Source organism: Vibrio hepatarius (assembly GCF_001274785.1).
Classification (GTDB): Bacteria; Pseudomonadota; Gammaproteobacteria; order Enterobacterales; family Vibrionaceae; genus Vibrio; species Vibrio hepatarius.
Genome location: NZ_LHPI01000009.1, coordinates 283,081 through 305,801, shown reverse-complemented (window position 1 = coordinate 305,801; position 22,721 = coordinate 283,081). Strand labels below are relative to the sequence as shown.

At 49.3% G+C, this 22,721-nt stretch carries 17 protein-coding genes; 12 read left to right on the top strand and 5 right to left on the bottom strand.

Annotation, left to right across the window (positions count from 1 at the left end):
* Nucleotides 1-81 precede the first annotated feature (81 nt).
* The 4 genes from AKJ31_RS12120 to araH all read left to right on the top strand — a co-directional run bounded on the left by AKJ31_RS12120 (nucleotide 82) and on the right by araH (nucleotide 6,570).
* Complete coding sequence (locus AKJ31_RS12120; protein WP_053409359.1) at nucleotides 82-2,565, top strand: molybdopterin oxidoreductase family protein; 2,484 nt, start codon at nucleotides 82-84, stop codon at nucleotides 2,563-2,565.
* A 431-nt stretch (nucleotides 2,566-2,996) separates the two neighbouring features.
* Nucleotides 2,997-3,998 (top strand): arabinose ABC transporter substrate-binding protein, encoded by a 1,002-nt coding sequence (locus AKJ31_RS12110; RefSeq protein ID WP_083439978.1) that lies wholly within the window; start codon nucleotides 2,997-2,999, stop codon nucleotides 3,996-3,998.
* A gap of 53 nt (nucleotides 3,999-4,051) precedes the next feature.
* The gene (gene araG, locus AKJ31_RS12105; protein ID WP_053409357.1) at nucleotides 4,052-5,566 is read left to right on the top strand and encodes an L-arabinose ABC transporter ATP-binding protein AraG; all 1,515 of its coding nucleotides are present in this window, start codon (nucleotides 4,052-4,054) and stop codon (nucleotides 5,564-5,566) included.
* Nucleotides 5,567-5,580: 14 nt separating this feature from the next.
* Nucleotides 5,581-6,570: an L-arabinose ABC transporter permease AraH gene (gene araH, locus AKJ31_RS12100; RefSeq protein WP_053409356.1), complete on the top strand. Its 990-nt coding sequence runs from the start codon at nucleotides 5,581-5,583 to the stop codon at nucleotides 6,568-6,570.
* Nucleotides 6,571-6,638: 68 nt separating this feature from the next.
* On the opposite strand, the gene AKJ31_RS12095 is transcribed toward araH, so the two are convergent.
* A complete protein-coding gene (locus AKJ31_RS12095) occupies nucleotides 6,639-7,151 on the bottom strand; it encodes a lactoylglutathione lyase family protein (RefSeq protein ID WP_053409379.1) in 513 nt (170 codons plus the stop codon).
* 133 nt (nucleotides 7,152-7,284) lie between these two features.
* Here AKJ31_RS12095 and AKJ31_RS12090 point away from each other — a divergent pair, with 133 nt between their 5' ends.
* From AKJ31_RS12090 to AKJ31_RS12075, 4 genes are all read left to right on the top strand, one after another.
* Nucleotides 7,285-8,178 (top strand): LysR family transcriptional regulator, encoded by an 894-nt coding sequence (locus AKJ31_RS12090; RefSeq protein ID WP_053409355.1) that lies wholly within the window; start codon nucleotides 7,285-7,287, stop codon nucleotides 8,176-8,178.
* Between the two features lie 151 nt (nucleotides 8,179-8,329).
* Nucleotides 8,330-8,779 (top strand): DUF302 domain-containing protein, encoded by a 450-nt coding sequence (locus AKJ31_RS12085; RefSeq protein ID WP_053409354.1) that lies wholly within the window; start codon nucleotides 8,330-8,332, stop codon nucleotides 8,777-8,779.
* A 344-nt stretch (nucleotides 8,780-9,123) separates the two neighbouring features.
* Entirely contained in the window at nucleotides 9,124-10,218 is a 1,095-nt protein-coding gene (locus AKJ31_RS12080; RefSeq protein WP_157052351.1) for a NapC/NirT family cytochrome c, read from the top strand.
* An 18-nt stretch (nucleotides 10,219-10,236) separates the two neighbouring features.
* Nucleotides 10,237-12,684 carry a molybdopterin guanine dinucleotide-containing S/N-oxide reductase gene (locus AKJ31_RS12075; RefSeq protein ID WP_053409353.1) on the top strand — a complete coding sequence of 816 codons (2,448 nt, stop codon included), beginning with the start codon at nucleotides 10,237-10,239 and terminating at the stop codon, nucleotides 12,682-12,684.
* A 149-nt stretch (nucleotides 12,685-12,833) separates the two neighbouring features.
* On the opposite strand, the gene ptsG is transcribed toward AKJ31_RS12075, so the two are convergent.
* Complete coding sequence (ptsG, locus tag AKJ31_RS12070; protein WP_072161321.1) at nucleotides 12,834-14,276, bottom strand: glucose-specific PTS transporter subunit IIBC; 1,443 nt, start codon at nucleotides 14,274-14,276, stop codon at nucleotides 12,834-12,836.
* A gap of 253 nt (nucleotides 14,277-14,529) precedes the next feature.
* Here ptsG and AKJ31_RS12065 point away from each other — a divergent pair, with 253 nt between their 5' ends.
* From AKJ31_RS12065 to AKJ31_RS12055, 3 genes are read left to right on the top strand one after another with little or no spacing between them, the layout of a single operon-like run.
* The gene (locus tag AKJ31_RS12065; RefSeq protein WP_053409351.1) at nucleotides 14,530-15,237 is read left to right on the top strand and encodes a response regulator; all 708 of its coding nucleotides are present in this window, start codon (nucleotides 14,530-14,532) and stop codon (nucleotides 15,235-15,237) included.
* Nucleotides 15,227-16,657 (top strand): ATP-binding protein, encoded by a 1,431-nt coding sequence (locus tag AKJ31_RS12060; RefSeq protein WP_053409350.1) that lies wholly within the window; start codon nucleotides 15,227-15,229, stop codon nucleotides 16,655-16,657. The genes AKJ31_RS12065 and AKJ31_RS12060 overlap by 11 nt, the downstream gene beginning before the upstream one ends.
* 2 nt (nucleotides 16,658-16,659) lie before the next feature.
* Nucleotides 16,660-17,904 carry an ABC transporter substrate-binding protein gene (locus AKJ31_RS12055; RefSeq protein WP_053409349.1) on the top strand — a complete coding sequence of 415 codons (1,245 nt, stop codon included), beginning with the start codon at nucleotides 16,660-16,662 and terminating at the stop codon, nucleotides 17,902-17,904.
* Nucleotides 17,905-17,959: 55 nt separating this feature from the next.
* Here the strand turns inward: AKJ31_RS12055 and AKJ31_RS12050 are convergent, their stop codons facing one another.
* Nucleotides 17,960-18,415 (bottom strand): YaiI/YqxD family protein, encoded by a 456-nt coding sequence (locus AKJ31_RS12050; protein ID WP_053409348.1) that lies wholly within the window; start codon nucleotides 18,413-18,415, stop codon nucleotides 17,960-17,962.
* Nucleotides 18,416-18,447: 32 nt separating this feature from the next.
* Complete coding sequence (locus AKJ31_RS12045; RefSeq protein WP_053409347.1) at nucleotides 18,448-18,771, bottom strand: heavy metal-binding domain-containing protein; 324 nt, start codon at nucleotides 18,769-18,771, stop codon at nucleotides 18,448-18,450.
* Nucleotides 18,772-19,219: 448 nt separating this feature from the next.
* Here AKJ31_RS12045 and AKJ31_RS12040 point away from each other — a divergent pair, with 448 nt between their 5' ends.
* A complete protein-coding gene (locus AKJ31_RS12040) occupies nucleotides 19,220-20,524 on the top strand; it encodes a dicarboxylate/amino acid:cation symporter (RefSeq protein ID WP_053409346.1) in 1,305 nt (434 codons plus the stop codon).
* Nucleotides 20,525-20,592: 68 nt separating this feature from the next.
* Here AKJ31_RS12040 and AKJ31_RS12035 read toward each other — a convergent pair whose 3' ends face one another.
* Nucleotides 20,593-22,716: a TonB-dependent siderophore receptor gene (locus AKJ31_RS12035; RefSeq protein ID WP_053409345.1), complete on the bottom strand. Its 2,124-nt coding sequence runs from the start codon at nucleotides 22,714-22,716 to the stop codon at nucleotides 20,593-20,595.
* Nucleotides 22,717-22,721 lie beyond the last annotated feature (5 nt).

The following is a 22,721-nucleotide window of genomic DNA, read 5'->3' as shown; positions in this document are numbered from 1 at the left end:
ATAACCATTTGGCTTACATGTTGCTTCAACCACTTAATACAAACTCAATTGTTTTAACGGGAATTCTGGGGAGCGAGCAATATGTCATTAGTGAACGATGGATGGATTAAAACGACTTGCGCCTATTGTGGAGTGGGTTGTGGTGTTGAAGCTCGTCCTAAATTAAGCGGTGAGCTTGAAATCAGAGGAGACAAAAGCCACCCATCAAACTACGGTAAGTTGTGCACCAAAGGCATTGCTTTGGGCGATACCGTTATCCACGATGGACGCTTATTAACTCCAATAGAGAAGTCACAAAGCGGTGACAAGATACTCGATTGGGATAGCGCAACACAGTTAGTTGCGGATAAATTTTCTCATGCGATTGAACGTTATGGGTCAGATTCGGTCGCGTTTTATGTCTCTGGTCAGTTGCTCACGGAAGACTATTACGTGGCCAATAAGTTGATGAAGGGCTTTATCGGCGCGAGTAACATCGACAGCAACTCTCGCTTATGCATGGCATCATCGGTGGTTGGCCACAAGCGCGCATTTGGTTCTGATACCGTGCCGATCTGCTACGAAGACTTAGAACACGCCGACATGGTCATTCTGGTCGGGTCCAACCTCGCGTGGTGTCACCCTGTACTGTTCCAGCGTTTGCGCACTGCTAAACAAATCAATCCCGATGTAAAAATCGTCGTGATTGACCCACGAGAAACAGAAAACAACACCATTGCAGACTATCACCTAGCGCTGAATTCTGGCTCCGATGTGGCGTTGTTTAATGGCCTGCTCCACTTCTTGAATAAACACGACCACCTCGACCATGACTTCATCCAGTCAAGCACCAATCAAATCAACCAAGCTTTGGCTGCGGCAGAGTCAGACGACGATCGTTTAGAGTCAACCACAGGCCTAACGCGTAAACAACTAAACCGCTTTTACCAAGACTTCGCTCACTCAGACAAAGTGATCACCGTTTACTCGCAAGGCGTTAACCAATCTAGCATTGGCTCAGACAAAGTGAACAGCATTCTCAACTGCCATCTCGCGACAGGTAAAATCGGCCAAGTGGGCAGCGGCCCCTTTTCTGTTACAGGTCAACCCAATGCAATGGGTGGGCGCGAAGTTGGCGCACTGGCGAACACCCTCGCCTCCCATATGGAGTTTGATAACTCAGAACACCAAGCGCTGATCCGTGAGTTTTGGCAGACGGACAGACTGGCTACCAAACCGGGCTTAAAAGCGGTTGATTTGTTTGATGCGATGGCAGACGGAAAAATCAAAGCGGTATGGATCATGGCGACAAACCCCTTGGTCAGCCTGCCTGATTCAGCTAAAGTCAAAGCAGCCCTAGAAGCTTGCCCGTTTGTCGTTGTCTCTGATTGCATTGCAGATACCGAGACGTCGCGTATGGCTGACCTGTTACTTCCAGCGCAAGGTTGGAGTGAGAAGTCCGGCACGGTGACAAACTCTGAAAGGCGGATATCACGCCAACGTAGGATCATGCCAAGCCCAGGGATGGCTAAACCCGATTGGTGGATCATTAGCCAAGTTGCCCGCAAGATGGGATATCACGACGCTTTTCGCTATCGTCACGAAGGGCAAATATTTGCTGAGTATGCTCAGTTATCGACGTTAGGGAATAACAACGGAGAGCGCGATTTCACCCTTTCGGGCTTAACCCAACTAGATGAACAGGGTTACAACCAATTAACTCCGCAGCAATGGCCTGTGACTCAACTTCAAACAGAAACAACCAACCAAAGATTATTCAGCAACGGGGAATTCTATACTGCGAACCGAAAGGCCAACTTTGTTGCGGTGCACCACCGTGAGCCGCAAACCGCATGTAACGATAACTTCCCTCTACTGCTTAACAGCGGCCGCACTCGCGACCAGTGGCACACCATGTCGCGCACCGGGTTGTCTGCTCGTCTGGCGGAGCACAAACCTGAACCTTATGTGCAAATCCATCCGACGACGGCTAAAGAACACAGCGTTAAGGCACATCAACTAGTCAAACTCCATAATGCACAGGGAGAGTGTTTGGCACGGGCAGAGATCAGCGAGCAAATCCAACCAAACCAGCTATTTTTGCCTATCCACTGGAACAACGCAACGGCGAAAAACAGTAAGCCGTGTAACCTAATCGCCCCTCAAACCGACAGCCATTCTGGACAGCCTGAATTCAAGCACACGCCCGTTGCGCTAACAGTTTGTCAGCACCAAAGTCGAGCGACGTTTGCGTCAAGAACGGCATTAAACTTCAACTCACTGGATTACTGGGCAAGACAAAAGATAGCGGAAGGTTACCTGTATCATATCGAATCAACGCTTAGCGCTGATAAGCTCGCAAACTATCTCAAATCGCGACTAAAACACAACATCGAGCGATTGGTGAGTCATCAATCTAGCGAAGGGAGCGCACGTTTTCGGTTTATCGCACTCACTGCTGATAGGGTCGAACAGGCTGTCCATGTACAACCGATTCAAGATGAGCAGAGAATCAGCGAATTGACCGATATTCTCAGCACACGATTTAACCAAGAGAGTGAATCAGAGATTCTCTTGAGCTTATAAGTCCACCTGATTTGAACGGCGCGACTCTAGTAGACTCGCGCCGAAAGGAGCGTTTTTTTCACTCCACATCCACCATTTGAAGCCTCGTTGTCTCACAGAATTTCGACGCAGAATCATCAATGTTGTCATAAACAACTGCGCTAAATTTATGGACAAAAACGCCAGAACGCGCACAACACCAAGTATTAACATCTCACCAAAGATGAAAACAAAATCACCATCAACAACGCAGTGTTTCACCTCAAAAATGCCATTGAGCACCAAGCGAGTATCTATACACCACTTAATTGAGAGCTAGGTCATATCCTCCTCGGCTAAATAAATGGACAAAATTGCTACATTTTTTTGCTGTGAGTCTTGTCACTAACATTGGGCATTAAATACACAAGTATGTACAGGGAACACTCACCTCTACCAGTGGATGGATAACAATGAAATTAAAAAAAATACTCACTATCGCTGCCCTTTCTAGCATGACTGTACTTAGTGCATCTGCTCACGCATTTTTTGGTTCCAGCGATGACGCAATCAGACTTGGTTACCTTGTAAAGCAACCGGAAGAACCTTGGTTCCAAACCGAGTGGTCTTTCGCTGAACAAGCGGCCAAGCAGTACGATTTTGAACTTGTCAAAATGGCAGTACCTGATGGCGAAAAAACCCTAAACGCGATTGATACCTTGGCGGCGAGCGGTGCAAAAGGCTTCGTCATCTGTACTCCCGACCCTAAATTGGGGCCTGCGATCATGGCAAAAGCGAAAAGCTACGGCCTAAAAGTCGTGACGGTTGATGATCAATTCTTGAATGCCAAAGGCGAACCAATGACCGAAGTGCCTCTAGTGATGATGGCCGCAAGCGAAATTGGCTATCAACAAGGGACTGAACTGTTTAAAGAAATGACTAAACGTGGTTGGGATGCCTCAACAACAGGCGTAATGGCAATTACCGCTGATGAACTGGATACCGCGCGTCGCCGTGTGGATGGTTCAATTAAGGCGCTAAAAGAAGCGGGCTTCCCTGAAGGTCAAATCTACCGCGTACCAACAAAAACCAATGACATCCCAGGCGCACTGGATGCAGCGAACTCGCTACTGGTGCAATACCCAGATGTGAAACAGTGGCTCATCGTTGGTATGAATGACAACACGGTATTGGGCGGTGTTCGCGCGACCGAAGGTCAAGGCTTTGCTGCGACAAGCGTGATTGGTATCGGTATCAACGGTGTTGACGCGGTCAATGAACTGGCGAAGTCTAATCCAACTGGATTCTATGGTTCGCTTCTTCCTAGTCCTGATGTAAACGGTTTCAAGAGCATCGAATCGCTCTATAAATGGGTCACAGATGATGTTGAACCAGAGAAATTTTTTGAAGTGACTGACGTGGTGCTGATTACCCGCGACAACTTCCGTACGGAACTAGAAAAGAAAGGTCTTTAACACCAATAGTGGCGACCTTATAGGTCGCCACTCGGTAAATGGAGAGAATGGTCATGGAAACCTCCCCTACTTATCTCGAATTTTGCAATATTTCCAAGCATTTTCCGGGAGTCAAAGCGCTCAGCAACATTAGCTTTCGCGCCAACAAAGGCAGTATTCACGCTTTGATGGGTGAAAACGGTGCCGGTAAGTCGACATTGCTGAAAACCCTCAGCGGCTTACATCAACCAACCGAAGGTGAACTGCTTGTCGATGGCAAACCTTTGTCGTTCAGTTCAGCGACCGACGCTCTCGAGCAAGGCATTGCGATCATCTACCAAGAACTGAACTTGGTACCGGAACTCAGTGTTGCGGAAAATATTTATCTTGGTCAGATGCCGACTAAAGGCGGTAGCGTTAATGTTGAAAAACTAAATGCCGATGCGCGCAAACAGCTGGAACGATTGGGTGAAAACTTCGACCCAGCGCGTCCATTGAAAGAGCTCTCTATCGGCCAGTGGCAGATGGTCGAGATCGCCAAAGCCCTGAGTCGTAACGCCCAGATTATTGCGTTTGACGAGCCAACCAGCAGCTTGTCGCAACGTGAAATTCAAAACCTATTTAAAGTCATTCGCGAACTGCGCGACGACGGAAAAATCATCTTGTATGTCTCTCACCGTATGGAAGAGATCTTTGAGCTGTGCGACGCCATCACCATTTTCAAAGACGGCACACATGTACAAACCTTTGATGACATGTCATCACTTACGCACGACAAACTCGTTGAGCTGATGGTTGGTCGTGAAATCGATGATATTTACAACTACCGCGCGCGCCCATTGGGTGACAGCGGCTTACGTATCGAAAACCTCGAAGGTAAAGGGCTGACGCAGCCCGTCTCGTTTGATATCCGCCAAGGTGAAATCCTCGGCCTCTTTGGCCTCGTTGGCGCGGGTCGTACCGAATTAACCCGACTTATCTTTGGCGCAGAAAAAGCGCAGTCCGGGCACATCTACATCCACGACCAGCTTATCTCGGTCAAGAAACCGCAAGACGCGATCAAAGCGGGTATTACTTTGTGTCCAGAAGACCGTAAAGCCGACGGCATCGTGCCGATTTTATCGGTCGAAGAAAACACCAATATCAGCGCTCGACCTTGGCATTTAAAACTAGGCAGTTTGATCGACTTTTCATGGGAACGACGCAATGCCGAACAGCAACGTGAAGCGCTCAATGTAAAAACTTCGTCGTTAGACCAAGCCATTGGTCAGCTTTCTGGTGGTAACCAGCAAAAAGTGATTTTGGGGCGTTGGCTATCTACCGACATGAGCGTGATTTTATTGGACGAACCAACACGAGGTATCGACGTTGGCGCGAAGTCTGAGATCTACGATCTGATTTTTGACCTTGCTGAACGAGGCGTCACCGTACTGGTGATTTCAAGTGATTTACCGGAAGTCTTAGGTATTTCCGATCGCTTGCTCGTGATGAAAGAAGGCGCGGTAACAGGAGAACTCCAGCGCCATGAATTTAAAGAACAAACCGCTTTGAGTCTGGCCATGCTGGGCAATAACCAAGCAGCTGCTTAATGAAGGAATATCCTATGTCTGTATCAAGCCCTACCAATACATTGGAACAAAACAGTGCCAAACGCTCGTGGAATTTTGCAGGAGTCTGGGACCGATTCGGCATGCTGATGGTGTTTGCTGGTCTGTTTTTGTTATGTGCTTTCTTTGTCCCTTACTTCGCCACTTTTATCAATATGAAAGGCCTAGGGCTCGCGATCTCAATGAGCGGAATGGTGGCGTGTGCCATGCTCTTCTGCCTTGCGTGTGGTGATCTGGATTTGTCAGTCGCCTCGATTATCGCCTGTTCTGGCGTCGTGACGGCTGTTGCGATTAACGCCACCAGCAGTGTGGTTCTTGGCATCGGCGCAGGACTACTATCTGGTGTCGCTTTCGGTTTACTCAACGGTTTTGTGATTGCCAAGCTGCAAATCAACGCATTGATCACCACGCTGGCCACCATGCAGATCGCGCGCGGTTTAGGCTACATCATCTCTGACGGTAAAGCGGTTGGTATTACTGAAGAAAGCTTCTTCACTCTGGGTAACTCGTCGTTTATTGGCATCCCGACGCCGATTTGGCTCACCATCATCACATTCGCCGTGTTCGCTTTTCTACTTAATCGCACCGTTTATGGCCGTAACACGCTCGCGATTGGTGGTAATGAAGAAGCCGCACGCCTCGCTGGTGTCAACGTGGTGAAAACCAAGATGATCATCTTTACCGTTTCCGGCTTTATCTCAGCCTTAGCTGGAGTGATTCTCGCGGCGCGTATGACCAGTGGTCAGCCAATGACATCGGTCGGCTTTGAGCTCGTGGTTATCTCGGCGTGTGTGCTGGGTGGTGTATCGCTAAAAGGCGGGATCGGTAAAGTTTCTTACGTTATTGCCGGCGTATTGATCTTAGGTACGGTAGAAAACGCGATGAACCTGCTGAATATGTCTCCGTTCGCGCAATACGTGGTGCGTGGTTCTATCCTGCTCGCCGCCGTTATTTTTGACCGCTACAAACAAACTAGCCGCACTTAGTACGTTATTGGTCGAAACCAACACTAAGAAGCCAGAGCTAATTCGCTCTGGCTTTTTTTTGCGCTTAATTAGCCCGTGTACGCGCCGCTTGAGTAGTTAAGCTCGTAGCTGTGGCTGTAGATCTCAAGAATGTTGCCGAATGGGTCTTCCATGTAGATCATGCGGTATGGTTTTTCACCTGGGTAGTAATAACGTGGCGCTTTCATGCGCTTTTTACCGCCCGCAGCGACAATTCGCTCCGCCAACTCTTCAACATTTGGGTCTTGAACACAGAAGTGGAAAATGCCCGTTTTCCAGTATTCAAAGTTATCTTCTGGGTTCTCTTGGTTCTTGAATTCAAACAGTTCCACGCCGATGCGGTCACCCGTAGCTAGGTGGGCAATGCGAAACTTTTCCCAACCCGCACCAAACACGTCACTGCACATTTCACCGATGGCGGAATCGTCTTCGATAATTTCCGTCGGTTCCATAATCAAATACCAGCCAAGCACTTCGGTATAAAACTTCACTGCGGCTTCTAAATCCGGTACCGAAATACCGATGTGAGAGAAAGTTCTCGGGTAAGGTGTTGGCGCTGTCATAGACATATCGACCTCTGTATCCTGTGATTAACGTTGCTAAGTTGAGCTTAAGATACAAGCCGAAGATAAATATTATAAATTATCGTTAATTCTTATTATGATAATTTTTTATTATCAAAGTTATTCTACTCTCATGCTCAATACGCTTTGGCTCAACACCTTTAAAACCTTGGTCGAGGTCGGACACTTCACCCAAACGGCTGAAAAGCTGCACATGACCCAACCGGGTGTCAGCCAGCACATCAAAAAACTTGAAGAATCCTGTGGGCATAGCCTGCTCAAACGGGAGAAGAAGAGTTTTGAACTGACCGAGCAAGGCCGTTTGGTGTATCAATACGCACTCAAGTTAGCGGAAGATGAAGCGCTCTTGCTGGAGAATTTACGCTTTGATGACCCGTATGCGGGCCAATGCAAACTCTCGTGTTCTGGTTCACTCGCGTTGTTGCTCTACCCTCAACTGCTCTCGTTGCAACAGAGCCATCCCGAGTTAACGATTCATCTAGAAGCGGCGCCGAACCATAAAATTCTCGATGATGTGCAAGCAGGCGTTATTGATTTAGGGATCGTAACACACCAACCAAACAGCGCCCTCTATCAAAGCCAAGTGATCGGAGAAGAAGCGCTGTGTTTGGTGTTTCCACGCGCTTACGCCGATAAACCGCTCAGTGCCGAGTTGTTAGCAGAGTGCGGTTTCGTCGGACACCCAGATGCCAAGCATTACTTATCGCTTTACTTTGACGCGTGCCAAAGCGACGCGTTGACAGACATCAATCTAGACCAATTACCGCAAACGGGTTACATCAACCAACTGCATCAAATCTTGCTCGCGGTCGCAAAAGGACTCGGCTTCACCGTTCTACCAGCAGCGGCGATAGCGAGCTTCCACGATAAGGAGCGCCTGTACATTGTTGATACGCAAGCGCAAGTAAGAGAAACGCTCTATTTGGTGCAAAAGCGTCATCGTGATTTGCCTCAACGCTATCAAACCATCCGCCAAGTTCTCGAAACTGTTTTGGAACAGCATTGAGTCGATTTTTGTTCTCATGTTTGATACTGCAAGGCTATCGGTGAAACAACTTGAATGACTTCTTTATCGTATCCGGTCTGTGTCACGGCAATACGCTACAGCTGAAGTTAGTGTCTTCAGTGCCAGAATAAATATGAAGAGGGTCAGTAATATGGTTAGAACAATAACGTTGGGCTGTTTGGTTGCGGTCACGTCATTTAACGCACTTGCCGAGCAGGGTGTGACAAAAGTGACCAGCACGCACGCGGTAAAAGAAACCGCAGATAAGTTTGTCGCGATAGCTCAAGAAAAAGGGCTTAACGTCTTCGCAAGAATCAACCATCAAGAGAACGCGGCTAAGGTCGATATGACGTTAAGGCCAACTGAAGTGATCATCTTTGGTAATCCGAAAGTTGGCACTCCCTTGATGCTCTGTGCGCAAGAAGTGGCGATCGATTTACCGCAAAAAGTGTTGGTGTATGAAGACGTAGAAGGCAAAACTTGGCTAGCGTACAACGATCCGATGTATTTAAAGCAGCGTCATAACATGCAAGGCTGCGACGAAGTACTGAATAAAGTCAGTGGCGTATTAGGCAACCTAACCAACGCTGCAGCTAAATAACACTATCCTTCCGGCAAGCTGTCGTCACCAACACAATGATAACTAAGCCGCCAACCTCGTTCTGAGGTTGGTTGTTAACCTTTCTAACCTAGCTTTCTAAGCTGCATAATTTTCGCATAACCCCCCACTAGTAACATGAATAGATAAATAGAAATTACGATTTGCTATTCATACCTAACATTGAACCATTCTCATTAAAATCAGCAACCACAAACTAAAAGTGACTTCCAGCACAAATTTTGTACAGCTCGAGGCAAAGCCCAAAAAATCATGATTTGCATCAACTCCTCATCTACCCCTTAAGAGTTAGATGAAGAGTAAATAATGATAAATTGGTTAATAATATGCAGATTAGAAAAAGATACATATTACTGATTGCTTGTGTCGGGGTGGTATTGGGCTGGATTGTTTTGGGTGGTACAGCGGCCATCATGCATAAAACCTCCAGTACCGAGTTTTGCGTATCGTGCCATACGATGCAAATCCCTTACGAGGAATACCAAGGCTCCATTCACTTCACCAACGCGAAAGGCATCCGTGCCGAATGCTCTGACTGTCACATTCCGAGTGACCCTATCAATTACGTCATCACCAAGATTCGCGCTTCTAAAGACATTTATCACGAGTTTGTCACTGGCAAAATCGATACCGAAGAGAAGTACGAAGAGCACCGTATGGCGATGGCAGAAACGGTATGGGAACAGCTACGCGCTAACGATTCAGCCACTTGTCGCTCTTGTCACTCCTTTGATGCGATGGACACTTACGAACAATCTGAAGACGCGGCAAAAATGCATAAGTATGGGATTGAGAACAACCAAACTTGTATCGACTGTCACAAAGGCGTCGCGCACTTTGCGCCAGAGCCAGAACTCGACAGTGAGGCGTACAACCGCGTTATTGCTCAAACAGAAAATACGCCAGCAGACGCCAGCACCGTTTACTCTATCGCGCCAATCAGCATTGGCGAGCTAGGTTCTATCAACCCTGCGGTCGAAATGTCTGTGGTCGGCACTTCTGAGGCTGAGCGTACGGTAGCCATTGCGGGTTACCAAATGAAAGGTGCGGAACAAGTGCTCTACATGGGTAAAGGCCAACGCAGCATCATTGCCATGCTTAGTGATGCTGGTCAGCAGGCGCTTGAGGTCGGCGAGTTTAAAAGCGACGAATACGGCAACGAATGGCGCACAGCAAAACTCAAAGCCGCTATTGATGCGCCTGTATTGGCAAGCCCTGATCCTCTTTGGGGGTACGCAGAAGAACTCGACAACGTTTATTGCTCAACCTGTCACTCTAAAATTCCAGCGAACCACTTCACCGTCAATGCATGGGGACCGGTTGCCAAAGGCATGGGCGAGCGTACTGACATCTCTGAACTTGATTTGGAGATCCTAACCAAATTCTTCCAAAACCACGCAAAAGACGTGGCGGGTCACTAGAAACAAAAGGATATAGTTATGACAGATATTACACGTCGCGGATTCCTCAAAGGATCAGGTATTGCAGCCGGCGCGCTTGCTATCACATCGATCACGCCACTCACTGCAGTTGCTGCATCCAAGCGTGGTTCTGGCGTTCTGACCGCGGGTCGCATGGGCCCGATGCTATGTGAAGTCAAAGACGGCAAACTGGTTGCGACTAAAAACGCTCTACCGCAAACCGTGCCAAACAGCTTGCAGTTAACAGGGCCAGACCAAGTTTATACCCAAGCGCGCGTGAAATACCCAATGGTGCGTAAAGGGTTCTTGGACAGCCCAGCAGCACCGACGGGTACTCGTGGCAAAGACGAGTTCGTGCGCGTCTCTTGGGACGAAGCCTACAAACTTATCCACGAACAACAGATGCGAATCCGCAAAGAGAATGGTCCTGAAGCCGTGTTTGCAGGCTCTTATGGTTGGCGCTCATCGGGTGTACTGCATAAAGCGCAAACATTGCTGCAACGCTACATGAGTATGGCGGGCGGTTACTCTGGCCACCTTGGTGACTACTCGACTGGTGCGGCGCAAATCATCATGCCGCATGTAATGGGCTCAATCGAAGTATACGAACAGCAAACCACCCACCCAATGGTGCTAGAGAATAGCGACGTTGTCGTACTTTGGGGCATGAACCCAATCAATACGCTTAAGATTGCTTGGACCTCATCGGATTGCTCAGGACTTGAGTTCTTCCATCAGTTGAAAAAATCTGGCAAAACCATCATCGCTATTGACCCGATGCGCTCAGAAACCGTGGAATTCTTTGAAGACAAAGTGCAGTGGATTGCACCACGTCCGATGACCGATGTAGCGATGCTGATGGGTATCGCTCACTCACTAGTGAAAAAAGGCAAACACGACAAAGCGTTCCTCGACAAATACACCACTGGCTACGACAAGTTCGAAGCCTACTTGATGGGTAGAGAAGACGGCGTTGAGAAAACCGCAGAATGGGCAGCCGACATTACTGGCGTGCCAGCGAAGCAACTTGAATTGCTGGCGGATATCTTTAGCGACAACCGCACCATGCTCATGGCAGGCTGGGGCATTCAGCGTCAACAGTACGGTGAGCAACGCCACTGGATGATCGCGACATTGGCGGCGATGTTAGGTCAAATCGGTCTACCTGGCGGTGGCTTCGGTTTCTCATACCACTACTCAAACGGCGGTAACCCAGCGCGCGATGCTGGCGTCCTACCGGCAATCTCTGCGGCGCTCGGTGGCGGTTCGTCAGCGGGTAACGACTGGGCGGTTTCTGGCGCGGTGAATTCGTTCCCTGTGGCGCGTATTGTTGAAGCGTTGGAGAATCCAGGTGCGAAGTACCAGCACAACGGCCATGAGCGTACGTTCCCAGACATCAAGATGATTTGGTGGGCTGGCGGTGCGAACTTCACTCACCACCAAGACACCAACCGTTTGATCAAAGCGTGGCAAAAACCTGAGCTGATCGTTATTTCGGAAATCTACTGGACGGCGGCAGCGAAACACGCCGACGTAGTCTTGCCGATCACAACCTCGTTTGAGCGTAACGACTTAACCATGACTGGCGACTACAGTAACCAACACTTAGTGCCAATGAAGAAAGTGGTTGAGCCTCAAGGCGAAGCGCGCAGTGACTTTGACGTGTTTGCAGACATGGCAGAGCTAATCAAACCAGGCGGCCGCGACGTTTACACCGAAGGCAAGTCAGAGATGGATTGGCTGAAAGGCTTCTACGAAGCGGCGCAAAAAGGCGGACGAGCAGCTCGTGTTCGTATGCCTAACTTCGGTAAGTTCTGGGACGCGAACGAACTGATTGAGATGAAGTTCAACAAGAAAGCCGCGAGCTTTGTTCGTCATGCCGATTTCCGTAAAGATCCAATCATGAACCCGCTGGGCACACCGAGCGGCAAGATTGAGATTTATTCGAAAACCATCGAAGGCTACGGCTACAAAGACTGTCCAGCGCACCCAACGTGGATGGAACCAACCGAGTTTTACGGCTCCACCAAACAAGGTGAGTTGCAGTTGATGTCGGCGCACGCGGCGCACCGTCTACACAGCCAGTTCAACTACGCGAAACTGCGCGAGCAATACGCCATCGCTAACCGTGAGCCAATTTCGATTCACCCTGAAGATGCCAAAGCACACGGCATTAAGAGTGGCGATCTGGTTCGCGCCTACAACGACCGCGGCGAGGTTCTTGTCGGAGCCTTGGTGACCGATGGCATTAAACAAGGAGCGGTATGTATCCACGAAGGGGGCTGGCCAGATTTAGACCCGAATACCGGGATGTGTCGTAACGGCGGGGTAAACGTATTAACCAGCGATATCCCAACCTCTCGTTTGGGCAACGGCTGTGCGGCAAACTCTGCGTTGGTGAAAATTGAGAAATACACCGGCCAAGCACCAGCATTAATGGCATTCACTCCGCCAAAAGGCGCGTAGTTAAACTCTTCAACAACCGATTGGCCAGTAGTGAACGCTGCTGGTCTTTTTTTTGATTGCGTATTAATGAGCGAAGTTTGCCCCATAAAACGAAAAAGCCAACCTCACAAGGAGGTTGGCAAATCTTACCTAGATTGGGGGAGGTAAGATCAGGAGGTGGCAAGTACGCTGTGCACTTCTGACTTAATTGAATCAGATTGCGTGCCGAAAATCGCTTGTAAACTGTCGCCAATCACTAACACATCTCGCGCGCCGAGCGCTTTTAGCTTAGCAACATCAACGTTGGCAATGTCTTTCACCGAGACACGCAGACGAGTGATACACGCATCGACTGACTTGATGTTGGCTTTGCCGCCCAATGCAGCCACTACGTCCACCGCAATTTCATCAGGTTGTCCGGCAATCGTCACTTCTGCAATGTCGGTTTCACGACCCGGCGTTTTCAGATCCAATTTCACAATTAGGAAGCGGAACAAGCCGTAGTACAGCGTCGCCCAGATTGGACCGATGATGATGAACATCCACGCGTTGCTCGACATTGGGTAGTAAAGGAAGAACTGGATCGCACCGTGCGCAAAGTCAGTACTGTGTTTGATTTCCAAAAATGCGGTGATCGCAAACGCAATACCGGTGAGGAAAATATGAATCACGTACAGCACTGGCGCGACGAATAGGAAGGTAAATTCGATTGGCTCAGTGATACCAGTTAACCAAGAGGTCAACGCCGCAGACATCATCAAACCACCGACGATTTTCTTACGCTCTGGAGACGCGCAGTGGTAAATCGCCAGTGCCGCTGCTGGTAGTGCCCACATGGAGTACATAAAGCCACCAGACAGATAACCTGCGGTTTTATCGCCTGCGAAGAATCGTGTTAGCTCACCGGTAAACTCTTTACCAGTTTCTGGGTCTACGTAGCTGCCTACTTCGAAGAAGAACGGCGCATTCCAGATGTGGTGCAAACCAACCGGGAGCAATGAACGTTCGCCCGCGCCGTAAACCGCCCATGCGAGTACAGGGTTTTGGTACGCTGCCCAATGAGAGAATGCATCAAGAAGTTGTCCGACAGGTGGCCATGCAAACGCGAGAATCGCACCCACGACGATCGCCGATAAACCAGTGACAATCGGCACAAATCGTTTGCCGGCAAAGAAGCCCAAGTACTCCGGCAGTTTGATGTTATAGAAGCGGTTGTACATGAACGCCGCAACTGCACCGATAAAGATGCCGCCAAACACACCAGTTTGCAACGTCTCAACGCCCATGATGGTGGCGTCAGTTTCTAAGCCGCGCAGGCCTGTCACAATACCGAGCGATGCGTTCATAATGACTAGACCAACTAGGCCAGCCAATGCCGCAGCGCCGTCATTGCCTTTTGATAGTCCAAGCGCCACACCAACCGCAAACATCAACTGCATGTTGCCGAACACGCCCTCTCCCGCGGCGAGCATCACTTTGCTAACCGCGTCTGGGACAAAGGCAAAATCCGCGTTACCGATACCCAACATCAAGCCAGCAACGGGTAGCACCGCCACAGGCATCATCAAGCACCGCCCTATTCTTTGTAGTTGTCCAAATATACTTGCAAACATGGTTTCCTCCTGACAAACGTCAGTGTTGTAGGACCTGATTCCTTCAGGTCATGTTGTTTCACGTAAGGTCAGGATGATCATAGCGAGCAAGGCGGCGCCTAAGGTTACAAAAGGCAATCAGTTTGTAAGTGGTCGCTTACAAATCTCTCACACCGAGAAGTAAAAACTGTAATCGGCTCGATTGTGAATGTGCGTTTAAGAATGCATCATATTGGCCAGCGCCAAACGCAGGGACAGGCACAGGGAGAGTAGGATGGAAAACAAGCAGATACTGGTCGTCGATGACAACCTAGACCTTCGCGAAGCGTTGTCGGATTACCTTGGTCGAGCTGGGTTTGAAGTGCTTTGCGCGGAAAATGGCGGCGTGATGTGGCAACTGCTCAACGATCACCATCCTGATTTAATCATCCTCGATATTATGATGCCCGGTGAAGACGGCTTTACCCTGTGCCAGAAACTGCGCAAAAACTCCGATATCCCGATCATCATGCTGACCGCCGTCACTGAAGAGGCCGACCGAGTCGCAGGGCTAGAAATGGGCGCTGATGACTACATCACCAAGTCATTCAGTCCGCGTGAACTGCTCGCGCGCATCAAAACGATTCTGAGACGCAGCCAATCGACCGCCAATAGCAAACTGACGCGTAAAGTGCGTTTTGACGATTGGTTGTTAGATACCGTAACCCGCCAACTTATCCACGTTGCTAGCCGCGAAGTTAAACAACTCAGTGGTGCAGATTTGTCGCTGCTTGGTTTGTTCGTCAACCACGCGCAATCAATATTGTCGCGCGATGATATTGCTCGCGAGATCTGGGGACGCGATGCCGACCCGTTTGAACGCGGCATTGACGTGCAGATCAGCCGCTTGCGTCATCACCTTGAAGATAAAAACCGCTCGCTGATCCTAACGGTGCGTAACAAAGGCTACATGCTGACCACGGACGTGCACTATGAGAATTAAACGCTGGACGGGCTCATTGGTCGTTCGTACCAGTGTGTTATTGTTGCTGGTGATCATTCTGGCGCAGGTATTATCCGGGGTTATCTGGTATCAACACGCCAGCGAGCGCGATAAAGAAGGCCTGACCACCACGGTCAAAAGCTTAGCGCTGAGCGCTTCTTCCACCATCGCCTTCTTTCAAACCCTCCCTTCGGAATATCGTCACTTGGTGCTCAATCAACTGCGCAACATGGGTGGCACGCGCTTTTTCGTCTCACTCAACAATCACCAGATTGAGGTCGACCCACTACCAGAGAGCGAACGCAAAACGTTGGTCATCAACCAAGTTCGTGAGGTATTAGAAAGTGAGTTGAGCAGCATTCCTAATATCGAGGTGGAGTTCACCCAGCGCGACAAACTCAAAGTGTTCAACAACGAGCTACCTATCGACGAACTGCCGCTATTGTGGGCGCATTATTCGCTTTCGTTTGGTGACCTCAATCCGCCTATTCTGGTGATGCAGGTCGAAGTGGCGCAGAACGAATGGTTTTATCTCGCGGCGGTGCTGCCCGCGCCTTACATCAACCTAGAGACTAACTATTTTGAGCTGCGCCAATGGCTGACGTTATTGTTGTCCGCGCTAATGCTGTTGCTGTGTACCTGGTTTATCGTCCGCAAAGAAATTCAGCCAATTCGCGAGCTGGCAAAAGCCGCAACCCTGATGTCGAGCCGATTAGACGTGCCCGAAGTCTCTGAACGCGGTAGCAACGAACTGAAAGCGGCAGTACGTGCGTTTAACAAAATGAATCGACGCATCGACAGCCACATTAAAGACCGCGAAATGCTGTTCAGCGCCATCTCCCACGATCTGAAAACACCAATAGCCTGCCTAAAACTACGGGCGGAAATGCTGGATGACGACGCCGACCGAGAACGCTTTATCCGTCTGAGTAACGACCTAGATTTGATGGTCAAAGGCGCATTGCAATGCATTAAAGAGACCGATATCCACGAAGAAATCGAGCCGATCAATTTCACCCAACTGATTCAACACATTTCCTCCAATATCGCCGATGCGCCGGACACGATTCGCATCCACGGCGAAATCCGCACCCACTTTGCCGGCAAACCACTAGCGATTAAGCGCTGCATTCAGAATCTGGTCGATAACGCGCTCAAATACGGCCATCAAGCGGACATTACGCTGAGTGAAAGCCCAGAGTCGATCCAGATTGACATTGAAGATCACGGTGACGGTGTTGACGATTTATTACTTGAAAAGCTCTGCCAGCCATACTTCCGCGCTAGCAACGATAAAGAAGGCAGTGGGCTGGGGTTAACCATTTCACAGAGCATTGCAAAGGCTCACGGCGGCAGTTTGTCGCTGAGCCATTCTCAGTTTGGCGGCCTCTGCGCCACGCTGACTTTCCCGAGAGACTGACTATGAACAAACTGGCATTCTTGTTCCCACTGTTGCTCGCCCCTTGCGTCGCTCACGCGGAGCAGCCACAAGGGGTAGAGTTTTTACATTGGTGGACTTCTGACGGCGAGCAGCAGGCGCTGCAAACACTTAAAGCTCAGCTAAAACAGCACGATATTGAGCTGCTACAAAGCCCGGTGTTAGGCGGTGGTGGCGACAGCGCGATGACGGTACTGCAAGCTCGCGCGCTGGCGGGGAATCCACCGAGCTTCGCGCAAATCGAAGGGCCAAGTATTAAAGCGTGGGATGCCATCGGTATTTTGCACAACGTTAACGCGGTTGCAGATGAGCAGCATTGGGACGAAGTGCTCTACCCACTGTCTATCGAAATCAATAAAACACAAAACGGCTATATCGCCCTGCCACTTACGCTGCACCGTTTGAACTGGTTGTGGGTCAACCACAAGCTGCTTAAACAACTGAATCTGTCCGCGCCGAAAAACTGGCAAGGGATGTTCACCGCCATGGAGCTCGCTAAGCAAAATGGCATCGTGCCGATCGCAGTCGGTGAGCAGCCGTGGCAAGTCGCCCAACTTTTCGAGAACTTAGTGATTTCCACTGGCGGCGTTGAGTTCTACACCAATGCGATGGTTAAACTTGAGCGAGACAGCATCGACAGTGACACCCTGCGCCAAGCGTTGAGGCAATTTCGTCGCCTGAGTTTGTTGATCGACAACCAATTACCTGACAGTAAGTGGGATACGGCGACCCAAGCGTTAGCCGACGGTCAAGCGCTGTTTCAAATCGGTGGAGATTGGATTTTGGGTGAGCTGCTCGCCAATCAAGTCTCAGTTCCGCAAGAAATCGGCTGTTACCCAACGCCTGACAGCGATGGCGTATTCCTCTACAACATGGACAGTTTGGTGTTTATGTCGAGCAAATCGTTTTCTGCCAAAGCGGCTCAGCAAACCGCAAGCGCGCTGGCAGATGTCGAGTTTCAAGCTAGGTTCAATAAGGTAAAAGGCTCGATTCCGGTGCGCACCGATATCGACATCAGCAATTTTAATCCGTGTCAGGTCCAGTCATATCAAGACTTTCATTACGGTGTAAAACACAACCTTGCTGTGCCGAGTATGATTGATTCGATGGCGGTCAATCCGGTTGCCCAGCAAGCGATAAACTCGGAAATCTTCCGTTTTTACCGCAATCCCAAGATGGAATCCGACGAGCTGATTAAACGCATTATTGCGATTGCAGAAAGTAACTAGATAGGTAACTGGATAAGCATCCGTTCGTAAGCGTGTTTCACACTGACCGAGTTGTTTAGTTAGCGCGTTGCCACTGCACGAGCCACTTATCCAGATTATTAGCGAATTGTTGTCTGTCAGACTGGTTAAGTGGCGCGGGACCACCGGTTTGAATGCCGCTACTGCGCATGGTTTCCATAAAGTCACGGATATTAAGACGCGACTTTATGTTTTCTTTAGTGAAGAGTTCGCCGCGCGAGCTCAGCGCATGGGCACCTTTGCTGATCACTTCGTCTGCCAGTGGAATATCACTGGTGATAACCATATCACCCGCTTCACAGCGCTTAACGATCTCATTGTCTGCGACGTCAAAGCCTTGTTGCACTTGTAACATCGTTACTTTAGGTGATGCTGGAGTGCGAATGAACTGATTCGCCACTAAGGTCACTTCTACACCAGTACGTTCAGAAGCACGAAACAAGATGTCTCGAATCACCACCGGACACGCGTCAGCATCAACCCAAATTTTCATTCACTAATTCCTTAATTCTGATGAGGCGGCTATTAGACCTTAAATTTCACCGCAGTACCACTTACACTCACCATCATCATGCTGCCACCGCTACCAATCACTTCGTAATCGATATCGATGCCGACAATACCGTCCGCACCAAGAGAGCGGGCTTGCTCTTCCATTTCAGCAAACGCGATTTGTCTGGCGTTACCCATTTCTCGCTCGTACGCGCCAGAACGGCCACCAACCACATCGCGAATTGCACCAAACATGTCTTTAAAGATGTTCGCGCCCAGAATCGCCTCTCCAACTACCACCCCTAGGTAATCTTCAACGGGCTTTCCTTCTACAACTGAAGTCGTCGTTTTTAGCATTGCAGTTCCCCTGTTTCCCTCAATCACAGTGACTGAGCAGAATTTAAGCAGAACAGCTTAGGTATGGGCAAATTTGTCCGCCAGCAATGAGACATAAGGAACAATATTATTTGTATCGATTTGCGTCGTCGCAAAAATGGAATGCATATCCGCCGATTAGATATGCACCCCATAACTTATCAACCGACGATATGCAGATATTTTCTCACGTAATAAGAAGTTGTCATTATTTAACGGACAGAACTCTATGTGTTAAAAATTAGAACAATTAGATGCAGCCATTAATCGTACTGGTTAAAAATTCGTTAATTAACAGAAATTACTAGTGATAGATGTCACATTTAAAAATCCAATTAGGTTTTTTACTTTTTTATTAATTCAAGAGCCTGATAACCTCCTGAGCACCTTGAAGTGAACTCAAGGTGCATAACTATAAGGAGTGTTCACTATGAATACCAAGAAACCTATGTCACTCACCAGCCGCGTTATTATCGGTATGGTAGTGGGTATCTTGACAGGATTTGCAATTCAATCCCTTTTTGCCGACAACGGATTTGTCGACACGTACATTGTTAATGGACTGTTTGAAGTTGGCGGTAAGATCTTTGTTGCTAGCTTGAAGATGCTTGTTGTTCCACTGGTTTTTGTTTCCCTTGTTTGTGGTACTAGCTCGCTGAAAGACTTGTCTACTTTGGGTCGTATGGGGGGTAAAACTCTAGCGTTTTACATTACGACCACCGCAATCGCGATTACTCTGGCACTGACCATGGGTAACCTTTTCCAACCGGGCGCGGGTGCAGACTTAACAGCAGCAAGCTCATTTAAATCAGCGGAAGCGCCGTCTCTCGGTCAGGTAGTGATCAACATGTTCCCGACCAACCCGATCAGCGCGATGGCGGAAGGTAAAACCCTTCAGATTATCGTGTTTGCGGTACTGTTCGGTGTTGCAATCAGTGCGGCGGGTAAACCGGGCGAGCGCATCGCTTCTTTCTTCTCTGATCTTAACGAAGTGATCATGAAGTTAGTCGCGATTCTGATGCACTTAGCACCTTACGGTGTGTTCTTCCTGATGGCGAAACTGTTCAGTGGTTTAGGCTTAGGTGCTATCGTTAACCTCGCAGAATACTTCTTGGTTCTGGCAGGTACGCTAATGCTCCACGGTCTGGTGACGTACAGCGTTATGCTGAAAGGCTTCACTGGTCTTAGCCCAATCACCTTCCTGAAAAAAATGGAAGATGCCATCATGTTCGCGTTTTCTACTGCATCGTCAAATGCGACGATTCCAGTCACGATGGAAACCGTGAAGAACCGTATGGGTGTTGAAAACCGCATCTCTTCATTTACCGTTCCTCTGGGTGCGACCGTCAATATGGACGGTACGGCGATCATGCAGGGTGTGGCAACAGCATTTATCGCGCAGGCATTCAACATTGACCTGACCATGGGTGATTACCTGATGGTGATCCTGACAGCAACACTTGCATCAATCGGTACTGCAGGTGTTCCGGGGGTCGGTCTTGTTATGCTGGCGATGGTACTCAACCAAGTAGGTCTGCCGCTTGAAGGTATTGCTCTGATCATGGGTGTTGACCGTCTACTTGATATGATTCGTACGGCTGTAAACATCACCGGTGACAGCGCAGTGACTGTGATTGTCGCGAAGTCAGAAGGCGCATTGAACGAAGAGCGTTTCAACGACCCAATGGCAGGTGTGAAAGAAGAAGAAGTCCATTTAAAGCAATCTAACGCTTAGTGAACTGACATTGATAACATGGAAAGCCCCAGACATTGTGCTGGGGCTTTTTTTATTGGCTTTCGAGGCTAGAAGGCGTACTTAACGTTCAATTCCAGAGAACGCTCGGCGCCGAACCAGCAGTTATTTTGGTCGTAACACGAGTAGTACTCTTCATCAAACAGGTTGTTAGCAATCAGATTCACCGTCGCGCCAGAGAGAGATTCACTAGCCTGGCCAAGTTCATAACCCAGTGACAGATCAACCGAGGTATAGGACGGCACTTTGCCCTGCGTATTGGTAGCGTCCATCTCCATTTCACCTACATAGCGTGCCCCGCCGCTGATGCGCGTTCCGGCTAAAGCGCCTGCGTAAACATGATAGTTCGCCCATAGATTCGCGCTGTGTGTCGGCACGTAGATTGGCGTCGTTCCTTCCAGTCCGTTGCCCGCATCTTTGGTGATTTCCATATCCAGATAAGTATAAGCCGCAGAAAGGTGAAAGTTCTGATTGGCGTACCAACGCGCTTCCAGTTCGACACCTTGAGAAACCGCTTCACCGACTTGAATCTTTGGCCCGTAAATATTGGTCGGATCCGCCATCAAGGCGTTCTTTTTAGTGATGTGGAAGAACGACGCAGAGGCACTGGTCGACATATCTTGCGACAGGTATTTCACACCCACTTCCGCTTGTTCGCCTGTTTCCGGATCAAACGCGCTGCCGTTTTTGTCCACGCCCGGCGCGGGCTCAAAACTGGTCGCATAGCTAACAAATGGTGACCAACCACTGTCCAACACATAAAGCGCACCGACGCGGTAAGTAAAGTGGTCATGGTTTGATTCATGCGCGTAGTAATCGCTTTGCGACTCGTACTGGTCAAAACGTCCGCCCGCGATCACCACTAAATTGCCCAAGCGGATTTGGTCTTGCAAGTAGATACCCAACTGTGTGGCTTCGGTGTCGTCAAGATATACGCCCGTCTCGGTCACATCCGCACGGTTAAGCGCATTGTTGTTTGGATTAAGTGGGTCAAATGACACAAAACCACTGCCTGGCGCAACCGAATAAGACGTATACGCGACATCGCCATCCATCGATTGGTAGTCAACGCCAAACAGTAAGTTGTTCTCCACGCCCGCAATATCAATCGCACCGCTGACTTGGTTATCAATCACAAACCCTTTGAGCTCTTCATCGGTAGAGTACGGATAACGGGTCAATGTGCCATCCGGATTGACTGCCGTGGCGTGGTAGGTGTTTTCTTGGTTTAGATCCGCTTTCGTGACCCGCGCATTTTGCAGAAAGGTCCAGTTGGAGTTGAATTGATGGTGGATCTTATAACCCACCATGAGCAATTCACGTTCGAACTGGCTCCAGTTTACGTCGCCCATCGATACACTTGGCTCGCTCTTCTTGAGTACCTCAAGCGGCATCGATGAGTTCATTCCCATTTCTGGGTCATTTTGGTAGTAAAGATTGACGTTAATCAGCGTACTGTCGGTCGCTTGCCAATCAATCGATGGAGCCAACACATAACGCTCTTCTTCTGCATTGTCGACTTGGCTGTCCTGCTTACGAGCAAGCGCAATCAACCGATACGAAACATCGCTATCAGCAATCTGACCCGTGGTATCGATAGACGCTTCGATTAAGTTACGCGACCCAGTCGCTAAGCCCAAAGTGGTCGCCGCCTGCTGTTGTGGCGCTTTGGCAATCATATTGACCATACCACCCGGAGGCATAGCACCATATAGGACCGACGTTGGACCTTTAAACACTTCGACTTGTTGTACCGCGACCATATCGACCTGTGGCTGTAAGTTCCAGCCGTTGAGGTAGAGCATCGACAGGCCGTCATAGTAGTTGACGTTCTTGGTCGAGAAGCCGCGAATTTTAAAGTCATCAAACATGATTACCGAGTTACCACGGTTTTCAGCCGATGCTCCGGCGACATACCTCAGTGCCTGATTCACCGATGTCACACCCCGCTGCTCGAGCTGCTCTTGGTCGATGATGGTAATGCCCTGCGGCGTTTCTTCCGGCTCTAACGCGGTTTTGGTCGCGGTATTACGATACGTTTCGCCAAACACGGTGACAGCATCTAGCTCGGTCAGATCTTCGCTGGGTTGATCGCTTGAATAAGATGGGACAGAAAAAACGGCAAGTAGCGCCAACGTCAATGTTGAGCGCGGAAAGTTAGTTGGAGTTCGCATGATTC

Excerpts from the sequence above, each read along its gene's own strand:
- AKJ31_RS12120 (WP_053409359.1), top strand. The coding sequence starts at position 82 with ATGTCATTAGTGAACGATGGATGGATTAAAACGACTTGCGCCTATTGT.
- AKJ31_RS12110 (WP_083439978.1), top strand. The coding sequence starts at position 2,997 with ATGAAATTAAAAAAAATACTCACTATCGCTGCCCTTTCTAGCATGACT.
- araG (WP_053409357.1), top strand. The coding sequence starts at position 4,052 with ATGGAAACCTCCCCTACTTATCTCGAATTTTGCAATATTTCCAAGCAT.
- araH (WP_053409356.1), top strand. The coding sequence starts at position 5,581 with ATGTCTGTATCAAGCCCTACCAATACATTGGAACAAAACAGTGCCAAA.
- AKJ31_RS12095 (WP_053409379.1), bottom strand. The coding sequence starts at position 7,151 with ATGACAGCGCCAACACCTTACCCGAGAACTTTCTCTCACATCGGTATT.
- AKJ31_RS12090 (WP_053409355.1), top strand. The coding sequence starts at position 7,285 with ATGCTCAATACGCTTTGGCTCAACACCTTTAAAACCTTGGTCGAGGTC.
- AKJ31_RS12085 (WP_053409354.1), top strand. The coding sequence starts at position 8,330 with ATGGTTAGAACAATAACGTTGGGCTGTTTGGTTGCGGTCACGTCATTT.
- AKJ31_RS12080 (WP_157052351.1), top strand. The coding sequence starts at position 9,124 with ATGCAGATTAGAAAAAGATACATATTACTGATTGCTTGTGTCGGGGTG.
- AKJ31_RS12075 (WP_053409353.1), top strand. The coding sequence starts at position 10,237 with ATGACAGATATTACACGTCGCGGATTCCTCAAAGGATCAGGTATTGCA.
- ptsG (WP_072161321.1), bottom strand. The coding sequence starts at position 14,276 with ATGTTTGCAAGTATATTTGGACAACTACAAAGAATAGGGCGGTGCTTG.
- AKJ31_RS12065 (WP_053409351.1), top strand. The coding sequence starts at position 14,530 with ATGGAAAACAAGCAGATACTGGTCGTCGATGACAACCTAGACCTTCGC.
- AKJ31_RS12060 (WP_053409350.1), top strand. The coding sequence starts at position 15,227 with ATGAGAATTAAACGCTGGACGGGCTCATTGGTCGTTCGTACCAGTGTG.
- AKJ31_RS12055 (WP_053409349.1), top strand. The coding sequence starts at position 16,660 with ATGAACAAACTGGCATTCTTGTTCCCACTGTTGCTCGCCCCTTGCGTC.
- AKJ31_RS12050 (WP_053409348.1), bottom strand. The coding sequence starts at position 18,415 with ATGAAAATTTGGGTTGATGCTGACGCGTGTCCGGTGGTGATTCGAGAC.
- AKJ31_RS12045 (WP_053409347.1), bottom strand. The coding sequence starts at position 18,771 with ATGCTAAAAACGACGACTTCAGTTGTAGAAGGAAAGCCCGTTGAAGAT.
- AKJ31_RS12040 (WP_053409346.1), top strand. The coding sequence starts at position 19,220 with ATGAATACCAAGAAACCTATGTCACTCACCAGCCGCGTTATTATCGGT.
- AKJ31_RS12035 (WP_053409345.1), bottom strand. The coding sequence starts at position 22,716 with ATGCGAACTCCAACTAACTTTCCGCGCTCAACATTGACGTTGGCGCTA.